General features: G+C 69.6%; 17 protein-coding genes, 3 tRNA genes and 1 pseudogene. 10 read left to right on the forward strand and 11 right to left on the reverse strand.

The window, feature by feature from the left end:
• Positions 1 to 213 precede the first annotated feature (213 nt).
• The 4 genes from Q4C85_RS06320 to Q4C85_RS06335 all read right to left on the reverse strand — a co-directional run bounded on the left by Q4C85_RS06320 (position 214) and on the right by Q4C85_RS06335 (position 6,519).
• Complete coding sequence (locus Q4C85_RS06320) at positions 214 to 1,785, reverse strand: sodium:alanine symporter family protein (RefSeq protein WP_303140678.1); 1,572 nt, start codon at positions 1,783 to 1,785, stop codon at positions 214 to 216.
• A 153-nt stretch (positions 1,786 to 1,938) separates the two neighbouring features.
• The gene (locus tag Q4C85_RS06325) at positions 1,939 to 3,405 is read right to left on the reverse strand and encodes a sodium:alanine symporter family protein (protein WP_303140679.1); all 1,467 of its coding nucleotides are present in this window, start codon (positions 3,403 to 3,405) and stop codon (positions 1,939 to 1,941) included.
• A complete protein-coding gene (locus Q4C85_RS06330) occupies positions 3,402 to 4,904 on the reverse strand; it encodes a sodium:alanine symporter family protein (RefSeq protein WP_303140732.1) in 1,503 nt (500 codons plus the stop codon). Before Q4C85_RS06330 ends, Q4C85_RS06325 begins: the two co-directional genes overlap by 4 nt.
• 70 nt (positions 4,905 to 4,974) lie before the next feature.
• The gene (locus Q4C85_RS06335; RefSeq protein WP_303140681.1) at positions 4,975 to 6,519 is read right to left on the reverse strand and encodes a sodium:alanine symporter family protein; all 1,545 of its coding nucleotides are present in this window, start codon (positions 6,517 to 6,519) and stop codon (positions 4,975 to 4,977) included.
• A 219-nt stretch (positions 6,520 to 6,738) separates the two neighbouring features.
• On the opposite strand from Q4C85_RS06335, the gene Q4C85_RS06340 reads away from it, so the two are divergent.
• Positions 6,739 to 9,447, forward strand: coding sequence for an RNA helicase (locus tag Q4C85_RS06340; protein WP_303140683.1), 2,709 nt, complete (start codon positions 6,739 to 6,741; stop codon positions 9,445 to 9,447).
• A gap of 13 nt (positions 9,448 to 9,460) precedes the next feature.
• Positions 9,461 to 10,321: a sulfite exporter TauE/SafE family protein gene (locus Q4C85_RS06345; RefSeq protein ID WP_303140684.1), complete on the forward strand. Its 861-nt coding sequence runs from the start codon at positions 9,461 to 9,463 to the stop codon at positions 10,319 to 10,321.
• Positions 10,322 to 10,348: 27 nt separating this feature from the next.
• Here Q4C85_RS06345 and mmuM read toward each other — a convergent pair whose 3' ends face one another.
• From mmuM to Q4C85_RS06360, 3 genes are all read right to left on the reverse strand, one after another.
• Positions 10,349 to 11,308, reverse strand: a complete 960-nt coding sequence (gene mmuM, locus Q4C85_RS06350; protein ID WP_303140686.1) for a homocysteine S-methyltransferase — start codon at positions 11,306 to 11,308, stop codon at positions 10,349 to 10,351.
• Between the two features lie 80 nt (positions 11,309 to 11,388).
• Positions 11,389 to 11,772 carry a YccF domain-containing protein gene (locus Q4C85_RS06355; protein WP_303140688.1) on the reverse strand — a complete coding sequence of 128 codons (384 nt, stop codon included), beginning with the start codon at positions 11,770 to 11,772 and terminating at the stop codon, positions 11,389 to 11,391.
• 102 nt (positions 11,773 to 11,874) lie between these two features.
• Positions 11,875 to 12,795, reverse strand: coding sequence for a RimK family alpha-L-glutamate ligase (locus Q4C85_RS06360; RefSeq protein WP_303140689.1), 921 nt, complete (start codon positions 12,793 to 12,795; stop codon positions 11,875 to 11,877).
• A 224-nt stretch (positions 12,796 to 13,019) separates the two neighbouring features.
• Between Q4C85_RS06360 and Q4C85_RS06365 the strand changes: the two genes are divergently transcribed.
• From Q4C85_RS06365 to bcp, 4 genes are all read left to right on the forward strand, one after another.
• Positions 13,020 to 13,093, forward strand: a tRNA-Lys gene (locus tag Q4C85_RS06365).
• A 57-nt stretch (positions 13,094 to 13,150) separates the two neighbouring features.
• Positions 13,151 to 13,226, forward strand: a tRNA-Lys gene (locus Q4C85_RS06370).
• Between the two features lie 335 nt (positions 13,227 to 13,561).
• Positions 13,562 to 13,759, forward strand: a complete 198-nt coding sequence (locus tag Q4C85_RS06375) for a hypothetical protein (protein WP_303140690.1) — start codon at positions 13,562 to 13,564, stop codon at positions 13,757 to 13,759.
• 99 nt (positions 13,760 to 13,858) lie between these two features.
• Positions 13,859 to 14,335, forward strand: a complete 477-nt coding sequence (bcp, locus tag Q4C85_RS06380; protein ID WP_303140691.1) for a thioredoxin-dependent thiol peroxidase — start codon at positions 13,859 to 13,861, stop codon at positions 14,333 to 14,335.
• A 45-nt stretch (positions 14,336 to 14,380) separates the two neighbouring features.
• Here bcp and Q4C85_RS06385 read toward each other — a convergent pair whose 3' ends face one another.
• A complete protein-coding gene (locus Q4C85_RS06385) occupies positions 14,381 to 15,514 on the reverse strand; it encodes a Gfo/Idh/MocA family protein (RefSeq protein ID WP_303140692.1) in 1,134 nt (377 codons plus the stop codon).
• A 60-nt stretch (positions 15,515 to 15,574) separates the two neighbouring features.
• On the opposite strand from Q4C85_RS06385, the gene Q4C85_RS06390 reads away from it, so the two are divergent.
• Positions 15,575 to 15,656 (forward strand) — tRNA-Leu (locus tag Q4C85_RS06390).
• A 415-nt stretch (positions 15,657 to 16,071) separates the two neighbouring features.
• Here Q4C85_RS06390 and Q4C85_RS06395 read toward each other — a convergent pair.
• On the reverse strand, positions 16,072 to 17,526 hold the full coding sequence (locus Q4C85_RS06395; protein WP_303140693.1) for a HEPN domain-containing protein: 1,455 nt from the start codon (positions 17,524 to 17,526) through the stop codon (positions 16,072 to 16,074).
• 89 nt (positions 17,527 to 17,615) lie between these two features.
• Positions 17,616 to 18,412 (reverse strand): annotated as a pseudogene (locus Q4C85_RS06400) (transposase family protein); the annotation flags it as partial.
• Positions 18,413 to 18,476: 64 nt separating this feature from the next.
• Here Q4C85_RS06400 and Q4C85_RS06405 point away from each other — a divergent pair.
• A complete protein-coding gene (locus Q4C85_RS06405) occupies positions 18,477 to 19,685 on the forward strand; it encodes a GNAT family N-acetyltransferase (protein WP_303140694.1) in 1,209 nt (402 codons plus the stop codon).
• 68 nt (positions 19,686 to 19,753) lie between these two features.
• Here the strand turns inward: Q4C85_RS06405 and Q4C85_RS06410 are convergent, their stop codons facing one another.
• Positions 19,754 to 20,050 (reverse strand): antibiotic biosynthesis monooxygenase, encoded by a 297-nt coding sequence (locus Q4C85_RS06410; RefSeq protein ID WP_303140696.1) that lies wholly within the window; start codon positions 20,048 to 20,050, stop codon positions 19,754 to 19,756.
• A gap of 176 nt (positions 20,051 to 20,226) precedes the next feature.
• Between Q4C85_RS06410 and rph the strand changes: the two genes are divergently transcribed.
• Positions 20,227 to 21,027 carry a ribonuclease PH gene (rph, locus tag Q4C85_RS06415; RefSeq protein WP_303140697.1) on the forward strand — a complete coding sequence of 267 codons (801 nt, stop codon included), beginning with the start codon at positions 20,227 to 20,229 and terminating at the stop codon, positions 21,025 to 21,027.
• Entirely contained in the window at positions 21,024 to 21,689 is a 666-nt protein-coding gene (gene rdgB, locus Q4C85_RS06420) for an RdgB/HAM1 family non-canonical purine NTP pyrophosphatase (RefSeq protein WP_303140698.1), read from the forward strand. The genes rph and rdgB overlap by 4 nt, the downstream gene beginning before the upstream one ends.
• Positions 21,690 to 21,709 lie beyond the last annotated feature (20 nt).

The raw sequence follows: 21,709 nt of genomic DNA on the forward strand, positions 1-21,709 counted from the left end.
TGACGGAGCAGCTGCGTCCCCGCGCGTTGGTTGCACTCCTGGCGTCGAGCGCTGTCATCGGACTGGTGGTCTGGTGGCTGACATGACCGAACATCTCAACTTACGAGGTCGTGACGTTGTTGACGCAGGGAGACCGGCATACTTCCGCCGTTCTCCGCCGGGGCGCCGCACTCACCACGCCACTATGGGGACGCGTCGGAGGTCGCGCCGTGCTCAGGCCTCGTTGGACTCCCAGGGGACCGAGTCCCCGGTGCCGGCCACCGGGCGGCCGGCGTTGCGCGCCGACCACACGTCTCCGGGCAGGTCGCCCGGCAGGTGGGGGTTGTCCTCGCCCACGAAGCGGATCTCCTCGATCTCCCCGGCCTTGAGGCGCCTGGTCTGGTCCTCCCAGTCGGCCAGCGCGCCGAAGGCCCACTTGCCCAACAGGACGATCGCCACGATGTTGATGATCGCCATGAGGCCCATGACGACATCGGACAGGTTCCACACGAAGGTCAATGAGGCGACCGAGCCGACGACGGTGGCTACAACGATCATCGCGCACAGCCCGTAGTGCTTGTGGCCGGTCCCGCGCAGGAAGTCCATGTTGACCTGCGCGTAGGTGTAGTTGCCCAGCAGGGAGGAGTAGGCGAACACGAAGATGACGACCGCCATGAGGTACTCGGCCCAGCCTCCCAGGACCGCACCGATGGACACCGAGGTCAGTGTCGAGGCGGCGTCCTTGGCCGCCTGGGGGTCGACCTCGGCCAGAGCCATCGTGCCCTCCGGGGTGTAGACGCCCGAGAGCAGGACGATGAGGGCGGTGGCCGTGCACACGATGATCGTGTCGACGAAGACGCCCAGGGACTGGATGAGGCCCTGCTGGACGGGGTGGGCCACGGTCGCCGTCGCCGCGGCGTTGGGCACCGACCCCTCACCGGCCTCATTGGAGAACAGGCCGCGCTTGATGCCGTTGAGGGCCGCCGCCGTGACTCCCCCGGCGATGCCGGCCACCGCCTCGTTGAGACCGAAGGCGCCTTCGAAGATGCTCCACAGGGCGGCGGGGATGGCACCGATGTTGAGCACGAGGACGACCAGCGCCATGAGGGCGTATACCCCGGCCATGATCGGCGCCATCCACTCGGCCACCCTGGCCACCCCGGTGATGCCGGAGAAGATGACCGGTGCGGTGATGAGCACCAGGCCGATGGCCGTCACCCACGGCTCGACACCGAAGGTCCCCTCCATGACCCCCGCGATCGCGTTGGCCTGGGTGGCCTCGTAGGCGAAGCCGAAGACGAAGGTGATGACCACGGCGAACACGCTCGCCCAGCGCCGCGACCCCAGTCCACGGGTGATGTAGTAGGCGGGTCCGCCCCGGAAGGTCCCCTCGGGGTGGCGGATCTTGTACATCTGGGCCAGGGTCGACTCGATGAAACCGGTGGCCATGCCGACCAGGGCCACCACCCACATCCAGAACACCGCGCCCGGGCCGCCCAGGGTGATGGCCAGGGCCACCCCGACGATGTTGCCGGTCCCCACCCGCGAGGCAAGGCCAATGGTGAAGGCTTGGAAGGAGGAGATGCCCCCGTCGGCCTGCCCGCGTGAGCCGGTGATCGCCGAGATCATCGCCCGGAAGTGGCGGAACTGGAGACCACGGGTGCGCACGGTGAACCAGATGCCCGCGATGATGAGCAGCCAGGCGAGCAGCTGGCCGTACAGGTATCCCGAGACGGTGTCCAGGACGGCGGCGGGCCCGTCGAAGAAGCCCGTGGTGGGCATCGCGGTGGACGCGGTGGGATGCATGGGACCTCCAGTGTCGAGGAGCGTCAAGGGCGGGAAGCCGCGGACGGGCGAGGGCCTGCGAGAGCGGGCAGGGATGGCGCGAGGCCGTCGAGCAGGCTAGGACGGCCGTGTTTCGGTCCGGTATCGCCTCAGGCGCCGGCCCCGGAGCCCCGGTCACTCGGGCCAGGCGTCGGCGTCCAGTGCCCCGGGAAGGTGCGGGTTGCCCGCCGAGATGAAGCGCACCGCCTCGGGCGCCCTGCTGCCGGCGGCGACCTGGGCCCGCTGCTCCTCCCAGTCGGTCAGCGCCCCGCGCACCCAGCCGATGAGCGCGACCAGGGCGATGAGGTTGAGGATCGCTCCGATCCCCAGCATGACGTCGGCCAGGGTCCACACCGTGCTCAGGGCCAGGCCGCCACCGACCAGGGTGCAGGCCACACCCGCCACCCGCAGGGCCGTGGTCGCCCACGGCCGGCGGGTGAGGTAGTCCAGGCAGACCTCGGCGTAGGAGAAGGCGCCCAGGATCGTGGAGTAGGCGAGGACGAGGATGAGCACGGTCATCGGCCAGGTCGTCCAGGACCCCAGGGTCGCCGAGACGGCGGACTGGGTGAGCGTCCCGGACACCCCGGAGTCCCCGGCCCCGGTCAGACCCGGGGTGTACAGCTCCGGGGACCGGGCCCCGGCGATGAGGATCGCCAGCGCCGTGGCCGTGCACACGAGGATGGTGTCGACGAAGACCCCGAAGGCCTGGATGAACCCCTGCTGGACGGGGTGGGCCACGGTGGCCGAGCCCGCGGCGCAGGCGGCACCGCCCAGCCCGGCCTCGTTGGAGAACAGACCGCGGCGCACACCGTTGAGCATGGCGGCGGTCACTCCCCCGGCCAGTCCGGCCAGCCCTTCCCGCAGACCGATGGCGCCGGAGATGATCTGCTCGACGGCGTGGTAGGCCTCGGTGGGGTGGAGGACGATGATGGCCACCACGAGCAGGAGGTAGAAACCCGCCATGATGGGGGCCATCCACTCGGTGACCCGCGCGATGGAGCGCAGGCCGCCCAGAAGCACCGGTGCGACCGCCACGGCGACGAGCGCGGCGCCCGTCCACGGGGACAGGCCCGTTGAGGAGCCCAGGGCGGCGGTCATCGCGTTGGCCTGGACCATCGGCATGGCCAGGCCGTTGGCGATCATGAACACGACGGCGAAGACAGCACCCAGGGCGGGGGCGCGCATGCCGCGGGCGATGTAGTAGGCGGGTCCGCCCCGGAAGGTGCCGTCGCCTCGGCGCACCTTGAACAGCTGGCCCAGGGTCGCCTCGGCGAAGGCCGTGCACATGCCCACGAGGGCCACCACCCACATCCAGAACACGGCCCCCGGGCCGCCGAGGACGAGGGCCAGGGCCACCCCCACGATGTTGCCCGTCCCCACCCGGCAGGCCAGGCCGATGGCGAAGGCCTGGAAGGAGGAGACCCCTCCCTGGGCGCCCCGGCGCGAGCCGGCCACGGCGCCCAGAACCGCGTCGGCGTGCCGCAGCTGGACCGCCCGGGTCCTCAACGTGCACCACACCCCGGCGCCGAGCAGCAGCCAGATGAGGATGGTCCCGAACAACCAGTTCGACGCCGTGGTCAGGATCTGGTCGACGGCACTCATGCCGGCCTCCCTTCGCCAGCGGGGGCGGTATGGGCGCCGTCGGCGGGTTCCTCCCAGATGCCGTCGAGCACGTCCCCGGGCAGGTGGGGGTTGGAGTGCCCGACGAAGACCGGCTCCTGACCGGCCCGCAGCTGGGCCTCGAAGTCGCGCAACGCACCGATGGCCCAGGGGGCCAGACGCACGATGACGACGAGGTTGAGCAGGCCGAGCAGGCCCAGGGCGATGTCGGTCAGAGCCCACACGATCGGCAGCGACAGGACGGTGCCGGCGAAGGCCGCGGCGGTGAGCAGGACCCCGAAGGCCTGCTCGGCGCGCAGCTGCCCACCCAGGTAGTTGACGTTGACCTGGGAGTAGGAGTAGCAGCCCAGCACCGTGGAAAAGACGAGCACGAAGATGAGCACGACCATGGGCCAGGTCGTCCAGGCCCCCAGGTGCTCGACGACCGCCTGCTGGGTGAGCACCGCTCCGACGAGGTCCTCGCGCCCGGGCTGGTAGGTGTCGGTGGCCAGGAGGATGAGCAGGCCCGTGGCCGTGCACACGAGGATCGTGTCGATGAAGACGCCGAAGGCCTGGATGAGCCCCTGGCGCACGGGGTGGGCCACGGTGGCCGTTCCCGCGGCATTGGGCACGGTGCCCAGGCCCGCCTCGTTGGAGAACAGGCCGCGGCGCACACCGTTGAGGATTGCGGCCAGGGCGCCGCCCATCGTTCCGAACAGCGCCTCGTCCACGCCGAAGGCGCCGCGCAGGACCTGCCACAGCACCTCGGGCACCTGCCCGATGTTGAGCACGAGGACGACGACGGTGACCAGGACGTAGATCAGCGCCATGATCGGGGCCATCCACTCGGTGACCCGCGCCACCGACCGCAGGCCCCCCAGGACGACGGGGGCGGTGAGCAGGACGAGGGCCACGCCCACCATCCAGGGGGCGACCTCCGGCACGGTGGCGTTGATGACCCCGGCCAGGGCGTTGGTCTGCACCATGACGACCGTCACCCCGACGCTGGCAATGCACAGGACGGCGAAGACCGCCCCCCAGGCCCGCGAGCCCAGCCCGTTCTTGATGTAGTAGGCCGGCCCGCCCCGGAAGGTGAAGTCACGGCCGCGCTCCTTGAACACCTGGGCCAGGGTCGACTCGATGAAGCTCGTGGCCATACCGATGAGCGCGACCACCCACATCCAGAACAGGGCGCCGGGACCGCCGGCGACGACTGCCAGGGCCACCCCGGCGACGTTGCCGATGCCCACCCGCGCGGCCAGGCCGACGGCAAAGGCCTGGAAGGAGGAGATGCCGCCCTGCGCCCCGGTGCGCGATCCGACCACAGAGTGCAGCATCGTGCCGAAGTGACGCAGCTGGATGCCTCGGGTTCGCACGGTTAGGTAGATGCCCACCGCCACGAGGAGGGCGGCCAGCACATAGGTGTAGAAGACGTCGTCGATGGTGTTGAGGGTCTCCTCGACCTCGGCCATCGTCGTCGTCGGGGTCAGGGTCTGAATCATCATCGTGCTCCGGGTGGGGGACGCGGTCCCGGGAGGTCCCGGGGTGGGGCGGACGGATCGTGCCGGACGGTTATGACGGCTCAGGCGGCAAGGACGACGACGAGGCCTGCCCGGTGGCAGGCCCGGCCGGCTCGGCAGTGGGCTCGGCGGGGCGGGGGGCCCACACGTCCCCGGGGACGTCCCCGGGCAGGTGCGGGTTGCCGGTGCCGACGAAGACGGGCGAGTCGACCCCGGCACGGCGCTGGGCCTCGTAGTCGCGCAGGGCGCCCAGGCCCCACCGCGACAGCGTCAGGAGGGCCACGAGGTTGGTCACCGTCATCACCGCCATGGCGATGTCGACGGTGTTCCACACGAGGGCCAAGGAGGCCAGGGCACCGACCACCACCGAGGCCACCGACAGGACGCGCACCGCCCAGGTCGCCCACGCGGCGCCGGTGAGGAAGGCCATGTTGGTCGCCGAGTAGACGTAGGCGGCGATGATCGAGGAGTAGGCCAGGACGAAGATGAGCACCGCCATCGGCATGATCGTCCACCCGCCCAGCTCCCTGGCCACGGCCAGGGTCGTCAGGTTCGCGGGGCTGACCCCCGGGGCGCCCCAGACCTCGGGACCGGCGATGAGGATGACGAAGGCGGTGGCGGTACACACGATGATCGTGTCGATGAACACGCCCAGGGACTGGATGAGCCCCTGCTTGACCGGGTGGTCGACGGTGGCCGTCGCCGCGGCGTTGGGGGCGGTGCCCTGACCCGCCTCGTTGGAGAACAGGCCGCGCTTCGTGCCGTTGACCACGGCGGCGAGCATGCCCCCGCCCAGGCCGCCCACGAGCGGCTCAGGGGCGAAGGCGCCCTTGACGATCTGGACGATGACCTCGTCGAACTGACTGAGGTTGAGACCGACGATGACCGCCACCATGGCGACGTAGATGAGCGCCATGATCGGCGCCATCCACTCGGTGACCCTGGCCACCGAGCGGATGCCCCCGAAGATGACCATTGAGGAGAAGACAAACAGGAGCGCGGCGATGACCAGCTGGGCCGGGCTCAGGCCGCCCAGGCCCTCCAGGGGCGAGGCCCCGGTGTCGCCCAGGGCGGACAGGAGGGTGCCTGCGATCGCGTTGGCCTGCACGGAGGTGATGACGAAGGCGCAGGTGATGACGGTGATGGCCGCGAAGACCGAGGCCAGGGCGCGGCTGCGCATGCCCCGGGCCATGTAGTAGGCCGGGCCGCCGCGGAAGGTGCCGTCGGCGGCGCGGACCTTGAACACCTGGGCCAAGGTGGCCTCGAAGAAGGCGGTGGACATGCCCACGAGGGCCACCACCCACATCCAGAAGATGGCGCCCGGGCCGCCCAGAAGCAGCGCCGCCGCCACGCCGAAGACGTTGCCCACGCCCACGCGCGCGGCCAGTGAGATCGTGAAGGCCTGGAAGGAGGAGATTCCACCCCCGGCGCCCTGGCGGGAGCCCAGGACCGTGCGCACCATCGCGGGGAACAGGCGCACCTGCATGCCGCGCGAGGCGATGGTGAGCACCACACCCGTGCCCACGAGCACCCACATCGTGATGTGTGCGGTGATCCAGTCGGCGATCGACAACAGCGATGCGGACAGAGCTTCCATGGAGGGAACCTTCGCGCAGGACGTAGAGAACAGTGGACGACAGTAGAACACTGTAGAGGACAGTAGAGGACTGTAGAGGACAACAGCAGGCATCGTCTCACACCCGGAGGCGCCCGGGGTTCCAGCGGACCGCTCAGCGGCCGGAGTCCACCCGGATGACGAAGCCGCCGCCGGGGGCGAGCCGGACGCGCGCGGCCGGGCCCGTGAGACGATGGCCGCATGGCTCCCTCCTCGGCGGTTCCCTCGCTCAACGCGATGCTCGACTCCCTCATCCCCGCCGACGACCCCGAGCGCGTCCCTGAGCCGGAGGACCTCTACATCGCCTTCAGCCAGTGGGCCGAGTCCACCGGCCGCCCCCTCTACCCCCACCAGGACGAGGCCCTGTCCCAGATCCTCGACGGTCGCCACCTCATCGCGGCCACGCCCACGGGCTCGGGCAAGTCGATGATCGCCCTGGCGGCCCACACCGCCTCCCTGGCCCGGGGCGGGCGCTCCTACTACACCGCCCCCCTCAAGGCCCTCGTGTCGGAGAAGTTCTTCGAGCTCGTCGGCCTGTTCGGCGCCGAGAACGTCGGGATGGTCACCGGCGACACCTCCATCAACCCCGCCGCCCCGGTCGTGTGCTGCACCGCCGAGATCCTGGCCAACCAGTCCCTGCGCGAGGGCGAGGCAATGGATGTCGACACCGTCGTCATGGACGAGTTCCACTACTACGCCGACCCGCAGCGCGGCTGGGCCTGGCAGGTCCCCTTGCTCGAGCTCCCGCAGGCCCAGATGGTCCTGCTCTCGGCGACGCTGGGGGACGTGTCCTTCTTCGTGCGTGACATGCGTGAGCGCACGGGGCGCGAGGTCGGGGTCGTCGACGACGCGGTGCGCCCGGTGCCCCTGGAGATGGAGTACGTCGTCGAGCCCATCGGCGAGCTGCTCGAGCGCCTGGTCGGCCAGGGCCGGGCACCGGTCTACGTCGTCCACTTCTCCCAGAAGGAGGCGATCGAGCGGGCCACCTCCCTGCTGAGCGTTGACCTGGGCGCGAAGGCCCGCAAGGCCGAGATCGCCTCGGCGCTGGGGGACTTCCGTTTCGGCGGCGGTTTCGGGGCGACACTCTCGCGCCTGCTGCGCGCGGGGATCGGCGTCCACCACGCCGGAATGCTGCCCCGCTACCGCCGGCTAGTCGAGCGCCTGGCCCGCCGGGGAGTCCTGTCGGTCATCTGCGGCACCGACACCCTGGGGGTGGGCATCAACGTGCCGATCCGCTCGGTGGTGCTCACCAGCCTCGTCAAGTTCGACGGCGCCAAGGAGCGCCACCTCACCGCCCGGGAGTTCCACCAGATCGCCGGACGCGCCGGCCGGGCGGGCTTCGACACCCGCGGCTACGTCGTCGTCCAGGCGCCCGAGCATGTCATCGACAACGCCAAGGCCCTGGCCAAGGCCGGGGACGACCCGCGCAAGATCCGCAAGATCGTGCGCAAGAAGGCCCCCGAGGGGCGGGTCAACTGGACGGACAAGACCTTCGAGCGGCTGCGCGACGCCGCGCCCGAGACCCTGACCAGCCAGTTCCAGGTCACCACGACGATGGTCCTCAACCTTCTGGAGCGCGACGGCGACCCGGTGCGGGCGATGGCCCAGCTGCTCGATCGCGTCCACGAGCCGGGGGCGGACCGGCGCCGCCACGTGCGGCGCGCCGTGACGATCTACCAGTCGCTGCGCACCGCCGGAGTGGTCGAGCACGTCTCGAGCGCCCGGGCCGCGGCCGATGGCAGGCCCCGGCTGCGCCTGGCGGTCGACCTGCCCGAGGACTTCGCCCTCAACCAGCCCCTGGCGCCCTTCGGCCTGGCGGCCATGGACCTGCTCAACATCGACTCCCCCGAGCACACCCTTGATGTCGTCTCGGTGGTCGAGGCGACCCTGGACGACCCCCGCCCCCTGCTCTACGCCCAGCAGCGGACCGCCCGCGGGGAGGCCGTCGCAGCGATGAAGGCCGAGGGCCTCGACTACGACGAGCGCATGGCCGCCCTGGAGGAGATCACCTGGCCCCGTCCACTGGCCGAGCTGCTGGCCCCCGCCCTGGAGATGTACAAGCGGTCCAACCCCTGGGTGGCCGAGGAGGAGCTGTCGCCCAAGTCGGTGGTCCGCGAGATGGTCGAGAACGCCATGACCTTTTCCGACCTCGTCTCCCGCTACGAGCTCGGCCGCTCCGAGGGGGTGGTGCTGCGGTACCTGTCCGACGCCTACCGGGCGCTGCGTCAGGTGGTGCCCGAGGAGCACCGCACTGAGGAGGTCGGCGAGCTCATCGACTGGCTCGGCGCCCTGGTCCGCGCGGTGGACTCCTCTCTGCTCGACGAGTGGGAGGCACTGGGGGCCGCCCAGGCCGGCCGGGCGGAGGCGGGAGCCGCCCTTCTGACGGACGGCTCCGACCGGCCCGGCCACGACGACTCGATGGGTGTCGAGCGGGCCTTCGGGGCCGACGCCGAGGGGCGCGTGGCCCTGACCCGCAACCTTCACGCCTTCCGCGCGGCGGTGCGCCGGGACATGTTCCGCCGGGTCGAGCTGATGGCGCGCGACGACGTGGCGGGCCTGGCCGCGCTGGACGCCTCGGCGGGCTGGGGCGAGGAGCGTTGGGATGCGGCCCTGGGCCGCTACTGGGAGGAGTACGACTGGATCGGCACCGGCAACGCTGCCCGCTCGGTGGCCCTGGCCCCCCTCGATGAGGAGCCCGGGGAGGCCGACCTGGCCGCCGCCGGGGTCTCCGAGCGGCTGCGTGAGGCCCTGGACCGTGCGGGACGCCGGGTCTGGCTGGCCACGCAGATCCTGGAGGACCCCGAGGGCGACCACGACTGGCGGCTCACCGCGCTGGTCGACCTGGCCGAGTGCGACGCCGCGGGGCGGGCCGTCGTCCACCTGCTGGGCGTGGGTCCGCAGGAGGGGTGAGGACGGGCCCGGTATGACCGACCTCCTGGCCGCACTGTCGGTGCCGGGGCTCACGGCCTCGCTGCTCGCCCTGCTTATGTGCGCCGCCCTCCTGGCAGGCTGGGTGGACGCGGTGGTCGGCGGCGGCGGCCTGGTCCAGGTCCCCGCGCTTATGCTCGTGCCGGGCCTGCCGGCCACCCACGCCCTGGGCACGAACAAGGTCTCCTCGGTCATGGGCACGACCGCGGCCGCAGGCACCTACCGGCGGCAGGTCGGTTTCCCCGCCCATGTACTGAGCACCTCCCTCCTGGCCTTGGGCACAGCCGGTTGTGGCGCGCTGGCGGCGACCCGGATGCCCACCGAGGTCCTTCGGCCGGTGATCGCGGCCGCCCTCCTGGCCGTGCTGGCAGTCACGGTCCTCAAGCCCGACTCCTTCACCGGCGGCGGGAGGCGCCCCGGCACCGGGGCGCCGCAGGACACCCTGGAGCCGGGGCCGGGTGGCGCGGCGGCCCCGGCGGCTGTGCCGCGGCGCTCGGTGCTCATGCGGTGCCTGGCCCTGGGGGCTGCGATCGGTGTCTACGACGGCATGCTCGGCCCGGGCACCGGCTCCTTCCTCCTCATCGGGTTCATCCTGCTGGTCGGTCTGGACACGCTCACCGCCGTGGCGATGTCCAAGGCGGTCAACCTCGCCACCAACGCCGGCGCCCTGGCGGTGTTCGCGCTGCTCGGGGCGGTGCAGTGGCGGCTGGGCCTGCTCATGGGCGTGGCGAACATGGTCGGCGGCTGGCTCGGGGCACGCACCGCCTCCCGGTTCGGCCCGCGCTTCGTGCGCGTCGTGCTCGTGGTCGTTGTGCTCGCGCTCCTGGTCAGGCTCCTCAGCCAGTCGCTGGGATGAGTGGGCCCGGGGTGGCCCAGGCCCGTCTCAGTCCAGGCCGGCCACAGCGCGCGCCAGCACGGCGGTGTCCGCGGGGCCGGTGCGGCAGCAGCCGCCGACCAGGCGCAGGCCGGCGTCGATCCATGCCGGGACGCCGGCGGTGAAGCGCCCAGCGGCCTGCGCCGTCTGCCAGGACTTGGTGGCCGGGTCGTAGACGTCCCCGGAGTTGGGGTAGGCGACCAGCGGCTTGCGCGTGGCCGCACCGAGCACTGGCAGCGCCCGTGCCACGGTCGGCGGGGGCACGCAGTTGAGACCGACCGCGCTGACCGCCGGGCACCGGTCGGCCCAGGCGGCGGCCGCGGCCAGCGGTGTGCCGTCGGCCAGGGTCCGGCCATCGGCCCGCACCTGGAAGGAGACCCAGCACTCGGCATCGGGGACGGTCTGGGTGAGGATGTCGAGGACCGCGCGGGCCTCGTCGAGGCGGGGGATGGTCTCCAGGGCGAACAGCCGCAGGCCCTGGGAGGCGAGGGCCTCGATGCACGGGCGGTGGACCTGCTCGAAGTCGGGGACGTGCACCGAGTAGGCGCCGATGTACTCCGACCCGTCCGCCAGGTAGGCGCCGTAGGGGCCCAGTCCCCCGGCGACAAGCACCGGCGCCGCCGAGCCAGCTGCCTCGGCGGCCGCCTCCTGGGCCAGGCGCGCGGAGGTCTCCAGCGCCTGGAGCGCCGCGGCCCGCCCCAGCCCGGCCCGTTCGAAGGCCGGCACGGTGGCCTGGTAGGAGTTGGTCGTCAGCACCCGGGCGCCGGCCGCGACGTAGTCGGCGTGGACGGCGGCGACGGCCTCGGGGTCCTCAACCAGGGCCCGGGCGGACCACAGGGCGTGGCGGGTGTCGACGCCGCGGGCGTCGAGCTCGGTGCCCATCGCCCCGTCGAGGACGAGGACCTCCCGGCTGAGCAGCTCGGCCAGGCCGGGGGCGTGGGACCCGTCGTCGGGTATCACGGTTCGCATACTGGCACGGTAGCCGGGGCGGCCGGCGCGTCACCGCCTGATCCGCCGGGGGCGCTCCGAGCGGGCCGCCCTGCGCCGGCTCACAGGATGCCGCGGCCGGGCACGACCTGCTTGCCGAAGGGGAAACAGGTCACGGGGATCATCTTGATGTTGGCGATGGCCAGGGGGATCCCGATGACGGTCACCGCCTGCGCCACGGCGGTCATGACGTGCCCGATGGCCAGCCACAGCCCCGCCACGAGGAACCAGATGACGTTACCCAGCGCGCTCATGGCCCCCGCGTCGGGCTGGGGTACGACCTCGCGCCCGAAGGGCCACAGGGCGTAGCCGGCGATGCGGAATGAGGCGATCCCCGCGGGGATCGTCACGATGAACACGCAGGCGATGAGCCCCACGACGACGTACTCGACGAAGAGCCAGAAGCCCCCCAGGACTACCCAGATGACGTTGAGAACGGTACGCATGGGGCGATTAAAACCGGCGGGACGGCTCACCGCATCGACCGTCAGGACGAGCTCGCCATGTTCCGCATCCACCTCCGGGAGCACCCGTGGGACGGGCGCGGCTCACCAGAAGACGCGCTGCTCGATGGCGTCGGCGAAGCTCTCCAGCGCCTCGGGGGTCGAGCCGAGGTAGAGCCCGGCGTCGATGAGGGAGACCTCCATGAGGTAGAAGCCGCCCTGCCCGTCCTCGACGACGTCGACCCGGTTGAACAGCAGCTGGCTGTGGCGCCCGGCGCGCTCCTTGATGACGCGGTGGATGGCCTTGCGGACCTTCTCCCCCCAGAGCCACTCCTGCTCGCTGGGCTCGCGGGCGGTGACGATCTCCTCGTGCACCTCGTCGGTGGAGCGGAAGGAGGGGTGGAGCATCGGGGCCTTCTCCACGGCGTGGGACAGCACTCCGTTGAAGTAGACCAGGGACAGCTCGCCCTTGCGGTCGACCTCCTCGAGGTAGCGCTGGACCATGACGGAGCGGGAGCGACGCAGGTGGTGCATCGTGTCGTTGATGGCGTCCGAGCGGCTGCGCGCGTCGGTGGCGGTGTAGCGGCCGGTGCCCCGGCCCCCCGAGGAGATGGCCGGCTTGACGACGAAGTCGCCGTGGGCGGGGAAGCGGGTGTGGACCTGATGCTTGGACAAGCCGTCGGTGGGCTCGATCCAGGTCGTGGGGATCGTCGGCACACCCAGCTCGGCCAGGCGCGTGAGGTAGTGCTTGTCGGCGTTCCAGGCCACGACCTCGGCCGGGTTGGCCAGGCGCGGCAGGGAGCGGGTCCAGGCGAGGAAGTCGGCGTAGTTGCGCTCCAGGGCGTAGTCACGCACGGAGCGCAGCACGACCGTGCCCGCCTCGCCCCAGTCGACGGCGGGGTCGTTCCACACGGCGATCCGCGGCTCGATGCCGCGCTGACGCAGCGCGTCGGGCAGGCCGAGGTCGTCGTCGTCCAGGTCGGGGTAGTCGGAAGATGTCGCCAGGGTCACGATCGGAGTGCTCACGGGCCCCACGCTACCGTTCCCGAGGGCTTTCGGGGTGGGTCCGCCGTCCCCGGCTTGCCGCGGTAGCGGGCCTCCAGCGGCCGGTGGTCACCACCTGCCCGCGGCCCCACCGCGACACCCTGAGACATCCCGCACATGAGGGGGCGGAGGCGGCCTCCGGAGTGGACACCTCGGTGCGGAGGACGTAAAGTCAGCCTCCGTCGCCCGGGCCATCCGGATGACCTGCCTCCTTAGCTCAGTTGGTTAGAGCACCTGACTCTTAATCAGGGTGTCCAGGGTTCGAGTCCCTGAGGGGGTACCGCCTCCCCCGTACACCAGTGCTTCAAGGGGGCGCACCCAGCCATATCGTGGCTGAGCACCGTTAGCTCAATCGGTAGAGCAGCTGACTCTTAATCAGCGGGTTCAGGGTTCGAGTCCCTGGCGGTGTACCACGCATGGACCGTGCCATGACGCCCACGCCGGGGGAGGATCCCGAGGCGGGCGGTGGCACCTCGATCCCGCCGGACCAGAGGCGCTGAGCGCCTCTACGCCCCCGCGCCCCACCGGATACCCGTGACGCACCGGTTCCGGGGTGCGCGGCGGCCGGGACGATCCGTGCGTGGGCCGACGCCGCCGCGCCCCGCGCCCCGTCGTCGGCCACCGGGTGCCGGCCGTGACGCGGCCGAGCACCCAGCAGACCACAGCCCGCCGGGCCGCAGGAGCCGCCTGCACTCCGCCCGGCACCGAGGGGCCCGCACGCGGGCCATGATGAAGGAGTAAGAGCGTGATGACGTACTCGACCCCAACGACGACGACCATAGGGGCCCTGCGCCCCGCCGACACGGTGCGGGAGGCGGCCGAGCGCGAGCTGCGCGCGGCGCGCACCGAGCTCGCCTCCCTGGGGGCCTCGGCCTCCCCCTCCCGCCTGGAGCGGGCCCTTGAGCGGGTGACCGCCGCGCGCGACGCCCTGGCGCCGGCGGCCTGAGGGCGGGAGAATCCGGGTCACGACCCGGATAAGACACCGGGCGCGTCCTGGCCCCGTGCGGGGGCCGGGACGCGCCTCGTCCCAGATGAGGAGGCTCTGATGCCCCAGCTCTCCGTGGGTGAGACCGCCCCCGACTTCTCCCTGCCCGGCGCCGATGGCGCACTCGTGTCCCTGACGGACCTGCGCGGGCGCGCCGAGCGGGGGGTCGTCGTCTACTTCTATCCCAAGGCCTCGACGCCCGCCTGCACCCGCCAGGCATGCGACTTTCGCGACTCCCTGGCCGCCTGGCGGGCGGCGGGCTATGAGGTCGTGGGGGTCTCGCCGGACTCCCCCCGGACGCTGACGACCTTCGCCTCGCGCGAGGCGCTGCCCTTCCCACTGCTGTCCGACGCCGACCACGCGGTCATGGAGGCCTGGGGCGCGTGGGGGGTCAAGAAGAACTACGGTCGGACCTACACCGGGGTCATCCGCTCCACGGTGGTCGTCGACACCGGGGGCACGGTGGTGCTGGCCGCCTACAACGTCAAGGCCACCGGGCACGTCGACCGGCTGCGCCGCGACCTGGGCGTGGACTGACCACTCCCCCGCCCCCGGTCACTCCCCCGCCCCCGGGTCCGGGGCTCAGCGGCCCTCCCCGGGGTAGACGACTCCCAGCTGGCGGCGCACCTCGTCGAGCATGGTCATGACCTCGAGAGTCACCCGCCACGGCATGACCTCGGACTGCGTGCGCCCGCCGGCCAGGCAGCGCGCCACCTCGGCGGCCTCGAACTGGAACCCGCCGGGCACCCGGGCATCCCAGGTCACGGCGGACCGCGACCGGTCGCGCCAGGTCAGCTCGAGGACCGAGGGCGCGAAGAACACGCCGCCCAGCCGCAGGCGGGCCTCCGTACCCACGACCTCGGCCGTCTTGGAGGACAGGCCGTCCATGCCCGCGGTGGCCACGGCGGTCGCCTGCGGGTAGGCCAAGGTGACCACCTCGTCGAGGTCAACGCCTTGCTCACTCAATCGTCCCGCGGCGGTCAGGCGCGGCGGGACGCCGAGGATGGAGTGGATAAGGCCCACGGGGTAGACGCCCAGGTCGAGCAGCGCCCCGCCGGCGAGCTCGGGGCGCACGAGGCGCGGGACGTCGAGCAGCGGCTCGTGGAAGTCGGCGCGCGCATGCCGCACCTGGCCCAGGACGCCGGCTGCCACCATGGCACGGGTCAGGACGTGACCGGGTAGGAAACGGCTCCACATCGCCTCCATGGCGAACAGGCCGCGCCGGGAGGCCTCCTCGAGCACCGTGCGCGCCTGGTCGGCGTCGCGGGTGAATGCCTTCTCAACCAGGACGGGCTTGCCCGCCTCAAGGGCGAGCAGGGCGTGCTCGGCGTGGAAGGCGTGCGGTGTGGCGACGTAGACCGCCTCGACCTCGGGGTCGGCGACGAGCTTCTCGTAGGAGGAGTGGGCGCGGACCTCCTGCCCCTTGCCCGCGGCGGGGTGGGCCTCGACGAAGGCCCGGGCGCGCTGCGGGTCACGGCTGCCGACGGCCACGACCCGCCCCGAGGAGTAGGCCGGGACGTCGGTGGCGAAGGTCGAGGCTATTCCGCCGGGGCCCAGGACGCCCCAGCCGAGCTCGGGCGCGTCCTGCGGCTCGGGCACGGCCTCGGTGAGGTCGAAGGCGGCGCCCGCCTCCTCCATCGCGGCCAGGAGCGGCTCGGGGACTGGGGGCAGGAGCTCGGTGGTGCGGGCGCCGGCGGGAGCGTCGTTGCGTGTCATGTGGTCAGGGTAGGCCCGGCGCGGCCCGCCGGCCGACCTGGGCGGGTAGGCTGCCGCCGAGCGCGAGTGGCGGAACTGGTAGACGCCCCAGGTTTAGGTCCTGGTGCCTTCGGGCGTGAGGGTTCGAGTCCCTTCTCGCGCACGGGTTCCCGGAGGGCTGCCGCCCGCCGGGCCGCCTGCCCGCCGCGTTCGTACCTTCTGCGTCGAGGGCGTGGCTTGATCGTGCGGCCTCAGTGCATAAGGTACGAACGCGGCGAGGCACGCACCAGGGCGAGGCCGGCCATGACGCGAGCAACGGACACAACCAACCCGGTGCCGATCCACCGCGAAACGGTGCGGGAGATAACGGACGGGACGTTGACAGTGGCACGATAGGACAGCACGAGTCACCCCTCCCAAAGCCTGAATTCTTTGAACAAACCCATGCTGACGGACGGACCCGCATGCACCCGTCTACGAAACACCCATATTCCCCCACTATCCCGATGATCCGCACCCTGCAACCCTCACCCCAGCGAGAAAGGCCCAATGAAATTGATACAGAACTCCCAGTCGAATCACGATTCGAGCATCCGTTGTCTCACAACCTCAGGAAGGTCCAGCACTCGAAGTATCTCTGCTCTGACTATCTTGTCGAGGACACTGCAGATCTCCTCCAGATCCTTAGGGTCATATGCCGATGAACCATGAGAGAGCCTATTGCGCACAGTTGTTAGGGCTTCTGCCGAAGATATCTGTTTCTTCGCGCAACTGTTGCGAGTTTGGAGGACAATCTTGCTATTATCTATTTGGCTCCGAATAGTCTCAGGAAGCGCTTTGTAAATGGTCGACAGTGCGCCCATTAGGCCACTAGGTGGCTTGCGAAGTAAATTTCTCTTCAAAAACTTGAAGTCTTCTTGATTGACGGTAGATCCGACTCTCTCTAATAGCGCTTCTCGTTTCTCCGCATACTGTTCACACTGCCGCTGGTACACCTCCTTATGCTCGTGGCCATATAGTCCTTCCAGTGCCTGGATCAAGAGAAGATAGCGTGAACGTGGGTGCTGGTCGTCGGATACTGCGTTGCAGCGATATGTTTCAATAAGTGGGTGTCGCAAAGCCTCAAGCTCGCGGTGCCTGATAGTGAGTTTGAGGAGATCCACCTCATCTTCCTTGAGGTTGACAATTGGACGAGCGCGATTAAACCTCTTCTCATCGATTTTGATACAGCCTTGCATAATGTCATAGCGAAAGACTTGGTCGCCCCGCCGTTTTGGGTGCGTCGCATTTTTGTTCTCAAAAGCGAGCAGATACATGACGTCGAGTGGCCTACCGTTAATTACTTCGAGAATGTAGCACAACGGAACAACCCACTGAAGCCACCAGTCGACGAGGCTGATTGGCTGGTCGAGGTCGATCCGCAGGTAGGGTGCAAATGATGCACGGAAGTCGAATCTGTCTAGACAGAGACGGCCAGTATAGCTGATGCACATCTGCGCTTCTTGGCTTTTCCAATCCAATGAGCTCCGTGCTGGTATGCTGATTTTGTATGATTCATCACGTTCGTCTGTGCGTCTTACGAACTCCAAAGAGGTGGGAGGCACATCAAATACCCTGTCTAGGTCGTCGATCTGCAGTTCGATACTCTGGTACTTTCGATACTCGTTGTGCACAAAAGGCCTGTTTGACAATACAGCAAAAGCCCCATTGGCCCCTCCGCCATTATGCAACCAGTAATGGGTTTGGCCGTTCAGTAGTCCGACATGAATCCCGGACGACAGAGTGCCAGTCAGACAATCAAAGTCGTTGTATTGAGGAAACTCTGCTACTCTATCGGCTGACATATAGGGGAGGGTTCCTTGAAATAAGGCAGTGGGGTTATGGCGTACGTCAAGGTCGATCATTCCCAGCACGTCGACAAGCCGATCTTCGCCGGCATCCTGCGCCGCTTTGGGAAGATGCCAGGTACACATGTATTCTCGCGGCTCATGCGGCAAGTTCACGGCCATCATGCCATTGGAAGTCTGGTTCATCGTGTCATCCTAAAACGAGTCTTGGATTAAAATCGTGCGTATGCTTCGTCGTATGGCGCTATGGCCGAGTCTACTATGATCCTTTCTCTCCAGGCGTCTTTGTTGAGGATGATGATGAACAGGGCTGTGGCGGTGATAGTGATGGTCAATGGGTCGAGACTGACACGGCGCAGGGCCTTGAAGTGCTTGAGCATGGCGTTGGCTCTGGCGGCCGGGGCGCGCAGGGCGGTGTGGAGGTGGTTGAAGGTGGCGTCATCGGGACAGGGCCTGGTGCCCTTGACCGGGGTCAGCACACCGGCCCCAGAACCGGTGTAGCCCGTGTCTGCCAAGGTGGGCATCCCGTCAGCAGCGGCCTTGTACAGGGCAGGCAGCACATGGGCCCTGGCCGCAGTGATGTCATGGGTCGAGCCGGGCGCCACCGGCCAGACCCACACCGGGAGGCCGGTGTGATCGGTCAGGACCTGGACGTTGCCCCCGAAGGCCTTGTGCAAGACGTGCGTACCACAGGTGGTAGACGGTCTCGGGGTCGCGGACGGCGACCCTGTTGGTACGGATCAGCGTCCCGTCCAGACACACAAAAGGCTCGCCCTGCTCGCGGAGCCGTTGGAGGGTCTGGGGCAGGTCCGGGGCCCGGTGGGCGACCACGTCCAGGGCCTCGCGGGTGGTAGCGGTAGGCGGTGGCCGGCGAGACGCCCGCGTTGCGGGCAAGGCTGGCGATGCCGGTGGCCTCGATGAGCCAGCGCAGCAGCATCACGGCCTGGACCCACTCGGTGGCGGCCCGCTGCCAGGGGCGGGCGTCATAGGCCCGGCGGCGGTGGGCAGCGATCCACCGCGAGACGGTGCGGGCGGTAGCGGACGGGACGTCGACAGTGGCACGACAGGACACCCGCGCGGAGCCTCCTTGCGAGCATGTTTTCTTAGTCGAAACCCATGCTGGCGCAACGCTCCGCGTGCACCCGTCTACGACACACCCACCTTCCCGCACCACCCCAACGACCCCCAGGCCCTGGCGAGAAAAATCCAATAAAAGCCAGACGAAAAAGGCTTTTTATGTTAGGTTGGTAGCATGCTGGACGTCGCCACCCTGCCGATCACCTTTGAGAACACTCGCCTGCGCCCCCCTGTCCGAGCTGGACGCGGAAGTATATGCGGCCGGGACCCGGTATAATTCTGTGTGGCACTTCGGCCATCTCCCCGAGTCGGACTGCACCCCAGAGTCCGTACGGCGGATGATCCGTGACGAGGTTGTGGCAGGTCTGTCGTCGAACGGGTTGGCAGTCCTTGCGCTTGCGGATGCTGAGACGGACAGGTTTGTGGGCTCCTTGGCGCTCTTTGACGTCAGCTCTGACTCTGCCGAGGTCCGGTTCTGGATTCATCCTGATGCGCGTGGAGACGGGCACGCTCCTCGCGGGTTGGAGCTGGCATCGCGCTTCGCGCGCAGCCGTGTCCTTCGAACTCTGACGGCACGCACGCTTCCAGAGAACCAGGCCTCACAACGTTGCTTGACGACCGCGGGTTTCCATGAGGTCGAGCGGCGCGTCGGGACCACGCCTGCGGGCCACTCGGAGGAGTTGATCCATTACCGGCGCGATCTCGTGTCCACCGTCCAGTTGCCGTTGGCGACGGAGCGACTGCGGCTCCGCCTGCACCAGGCAGGAGATGCCCAATGGCTTCACGAGCTGTACTCACAACCCAACGTTGCCCGCTACCTTCTGGATGAGCCGTGGACGGCAGACGTTACCCGCGAAAAACTTACCGAACGCCTGTCCAAGACCGGTATCGATGGCGAGAGTGGTGCGCTTGCACTGGTCATCGAACATGAGGGCGTCGCGATCGGAGATGTAGCCCTGTGGCTCACCGATCACGAGCATCGCCAAGGCGAGATCGGGTGGGTTCTCGACCCGGCACACGGTGGTCGAGGTTTCGCAAGCGAGGCAGTTCAGGCCGTGCTCGCCCTCGGGTTCGACCTCTACAAGCTCCACCGGATCACCGCGCAGATGGACGCTCGCAACAGCGCCTCCGCAGCGCTCGCACGCCGCGTCGGCCTCCGACTCGAAGCACACCACCTTCAGGACTGGTTCAGCAAAGGCGAATGGACCGACACCCTCGTCTATGCGCGACTCGCCTCCGAGCATATGCGCCCATCATCGGGAGCCTAACTGTCGAGCCGCATGCTTGCGGTCCCCGAATCTGGCGTTCTGGTGAGGATCGGTCCTCCACCAGGGGCTTAGGGCTCCTCGTGCTGGACGACTTCGAAGCCCATCGGAGCGACGCTCATCCCCCGGCGCACGTCGTCCTCGTGCCCGCCGTCGGCGCGCGAGGCCCGCCAGGCCTCGTAGTGCTCCCGCGTGGACCAGCGGGTCACGACGAAGTACCGGTCCTCCCCTGCCACCGGCCGCAGGAGCTCGAAGCCCTCGAAGCCCTCGAACCCGTCCACCCTCCTGGCACGCGCGGCGAAGCGTCGCTCGATCTCCGCCTGGGCGCCGTCGGGGAAGGTCAGTGCGGTGATGTTGACGAAGGTCATGTCGGTCTCCTCCTGCTGCAACGGCCGGTCACCGCCTCGACACGGCGACGACCTGCTTAGGCCACACTAACCGACGATGCCGCGGCCCGCACCCGGCCTCCCAGGCCGCCGGCACGGGTAGCGGCGCTCACCGAGACGGCTCTACCGCCGCAGCCGTCCTTGGTTACCCTGGCCCGGTGACACCATCTCCAGCCCTCCGCAAGGACGGGCGCGCGGCCGATGAGCTGCGCCCCGTGACCATCACCCGTAACTGGCTCGACCACGGCGAGGGCTCGGTCCTCATCGAGTTCGGGCGCACGCGCGTGCTGTGCGTCGCCTCCTTCACCGAGGGTGTGCCGCGCTGGCGCAAGGGCGGCGGCCAGGGGTGGGTGACCGCCGAGTACGCGATGCTGCCGCGCGCCGGCTCCGAGCGCAGCGGCCGGGAGTCGGTGCGCGGCAAGGTCGGCGGCCGCACCCATGAGATCTCCCGCCTCATCGGCCGGGCGCTGCGCGGCGTGGTCGACGTCGCCGCCCTGGGCGAGCACACGATCGCCCTGGACTGCGACGTCCTCCAGGCCGACGGCGGCACCCGCACCGCCGCGATCACCGGCGCCTACGTCGCCCTGGCCGACGCCGTCGCCTGGGGCACCGACCGCGGCCTGGTCAAGGCGCGGCCGGGCTCCCCGGTGCTGGCCGACTCCCTGGCGGCGATCAGCGTCGGGATCATCGACGGCGTGCCCTGCCTCGACCTGCCCTACGAGGAGGACGTGCGCGCCCACACCGACATGAACGTCGTGCAGACGGGCGCGGGCAAGTTCATCGAGGTCCAGGGCACCGCCGAGATGGCGCCGTTCAACCGTGACGAGCTGGCCGCCCTGCTCGACCTGGCCTCCAAGGGGACCGCCGAGTTGACTGCCTTGCAGGCCAGGGCGCTGGCAGGCCCCTCGGACACCACCTTCGTGGTCTCAACGCACCCCGACCGGGAGACGGCGGCATGAGCGCCTCGGCACCGGTCGTCCCCACGGGCGCCCGCCTCGTGCTGGCCACCCGCAACCCCGGCAAGCTCGCCGAGCTGCGGGCGATCCTGACCCCCCTCGTCCCGGGCCTGGAGGACCACCACGTCATCTCGGCGGCACAGCTCGACGTGCCCGAGCCGGTGGAGGACGGCCTGAGCTTCGTGGACAACGCCGTCATCAAGGCGCGCGCCCTGTCGGCAGCCACGGGACTGCCCGCGGTGGCCGACGACTCGGGCCTGTGCGTCGACGTGCTGGGCGGGTCCCCCGGGATCTTCTCAGCCCGCTGGTCCGGGCGGCACGGTGACGACGTCGCCAACCTGCGCCTGCTGCTCGACCAGCTCAGTGATGTCGCCGACCCCCACCGCACGGCCCGCTTCACCTGTGCCGCGGTGCTCATGGTCCCCGGATCCCCCGAGCCGGTCGTCATCGAGCGCTCCATGGAGGGCCGGCTGCTCCACGAGCCGACGGGCGAGGGCGGCTTCGGCTACGACCCGGTCTTCGTGCCCACCACCGAGGACGCCGCCGGCACCGGACGCACGACCGCGCAGATGACCCCCGCGGAAAAGAACGCGATCTCCCACAGGGGCCAGGCCTTCCGCGACCTCCTGCCCACCCTGGCCGAGCTGCTGGCACCGGGGCGCTGAGGCCACGAGCCCACCAGTGC

The sequence above is a fragment of the Actinomyces sp. genome, assembly GCF_030524025.1.
Lineage (GTDB): Bacteria > Actinomycetota > Actinomycetes > Actinomycetales > Actinomycetaceae > Actinomyces.

Coding starts and splice junctions, on each gene's coding strand:
- Q4C85_RS06320 (WP_303140678.1), bottom strand. CDS start 1,785: ATGCATCCCACCGCGTCCACCGCGATGCCCACCACGGGCTTCTTCGAC.
- Q4C85_RS06325 (WP_303140679.1), bottom strand. CDS start 3,405: ATGAGTGCCGTCGACCAGATCCTGACCACGGCGTCGAACTGGTTGTTC.
- Q4C85_RS06330 (WP_303140732.1), bottom strand. CDS start 4,904: ATGATTCAGACCCTGACCCCGACGACGACGATGGCCGAGGTCGAGGAG.
- Q4C85_RS06335 (WP_303140681.1), bottom strand. CDS start 6,519: ATGGAAGCTCTGTCCGCATCGCTGTTGTCGATCGCCGACTGGATCACC.
- Q4C85_RS06340 (WP_303140683.1), top strand. CDS start 6,739: ATGGCTCCCTCCTCGGCGGTTCCCTCGCTCAACGCGATGCTCGACTCC.
- Q4C85_RS06345 (WP_303140684.1), top strand. CDS start 9,461: ATGACCGACCTCCTGGCCGCACTGTCGGTGCCGGGGCTCACGGCCTCG.
- mmuM (WP_303140686.1), bottom strand. CDS start 11,308: ATGCGAACCGTGATACCCGACGACGGGTCCCACGCCCCCGGCCTGGCC.
- Q4C85_RS06355 (WP_303140688.1), bottom strand. CDS start 11,772: ATGCGTACCGTTCTCAACGTCATCTGGGTAGTCCTGGGGGGCTTCTGG.
- Q4C85_RS06375 (WP_303140690.1), top strand. CDS start 13,562: ATGACGTACTCGACCCCAACGACGACGACCATAGGGGCCCTGCGCCCC.
- bcp (WP_303140691.1), top strand. CDS start 13,859: ATGCCCCAGCTCTCCGTGGGTGAGACCGCCCCCGACTTCTCCCTGCCC.
- Q4C85_RS06385 (WP_303140692.1), bottom strand. CDS start 15,514: ATGACACGCAACGACGCTCCCGCCGGCGCCCGCACCACCGAGCTCCTG.
- Q4C85_RS06395 (WP_303140693.1), bottom strand. CDS start 17,526: ATGAACCAGACTTCCAATGGCATGATGGCCGTGAACTTGCCGCATGAG.
- Q4C85_RS06410 (WP_303140696.1), bottom strand. CDS start 20,050: ATGACCTTCGTCAACATCACCGCACTGACCTTCCCCGACGGCGCCCAG.
- rdgB (WP_303140698.1), top strand. CDS start 21,024: ATGAGCGCCTCGGCACCGGTCGTCCCCACGGGCGCCCGCCTCGTGCTG.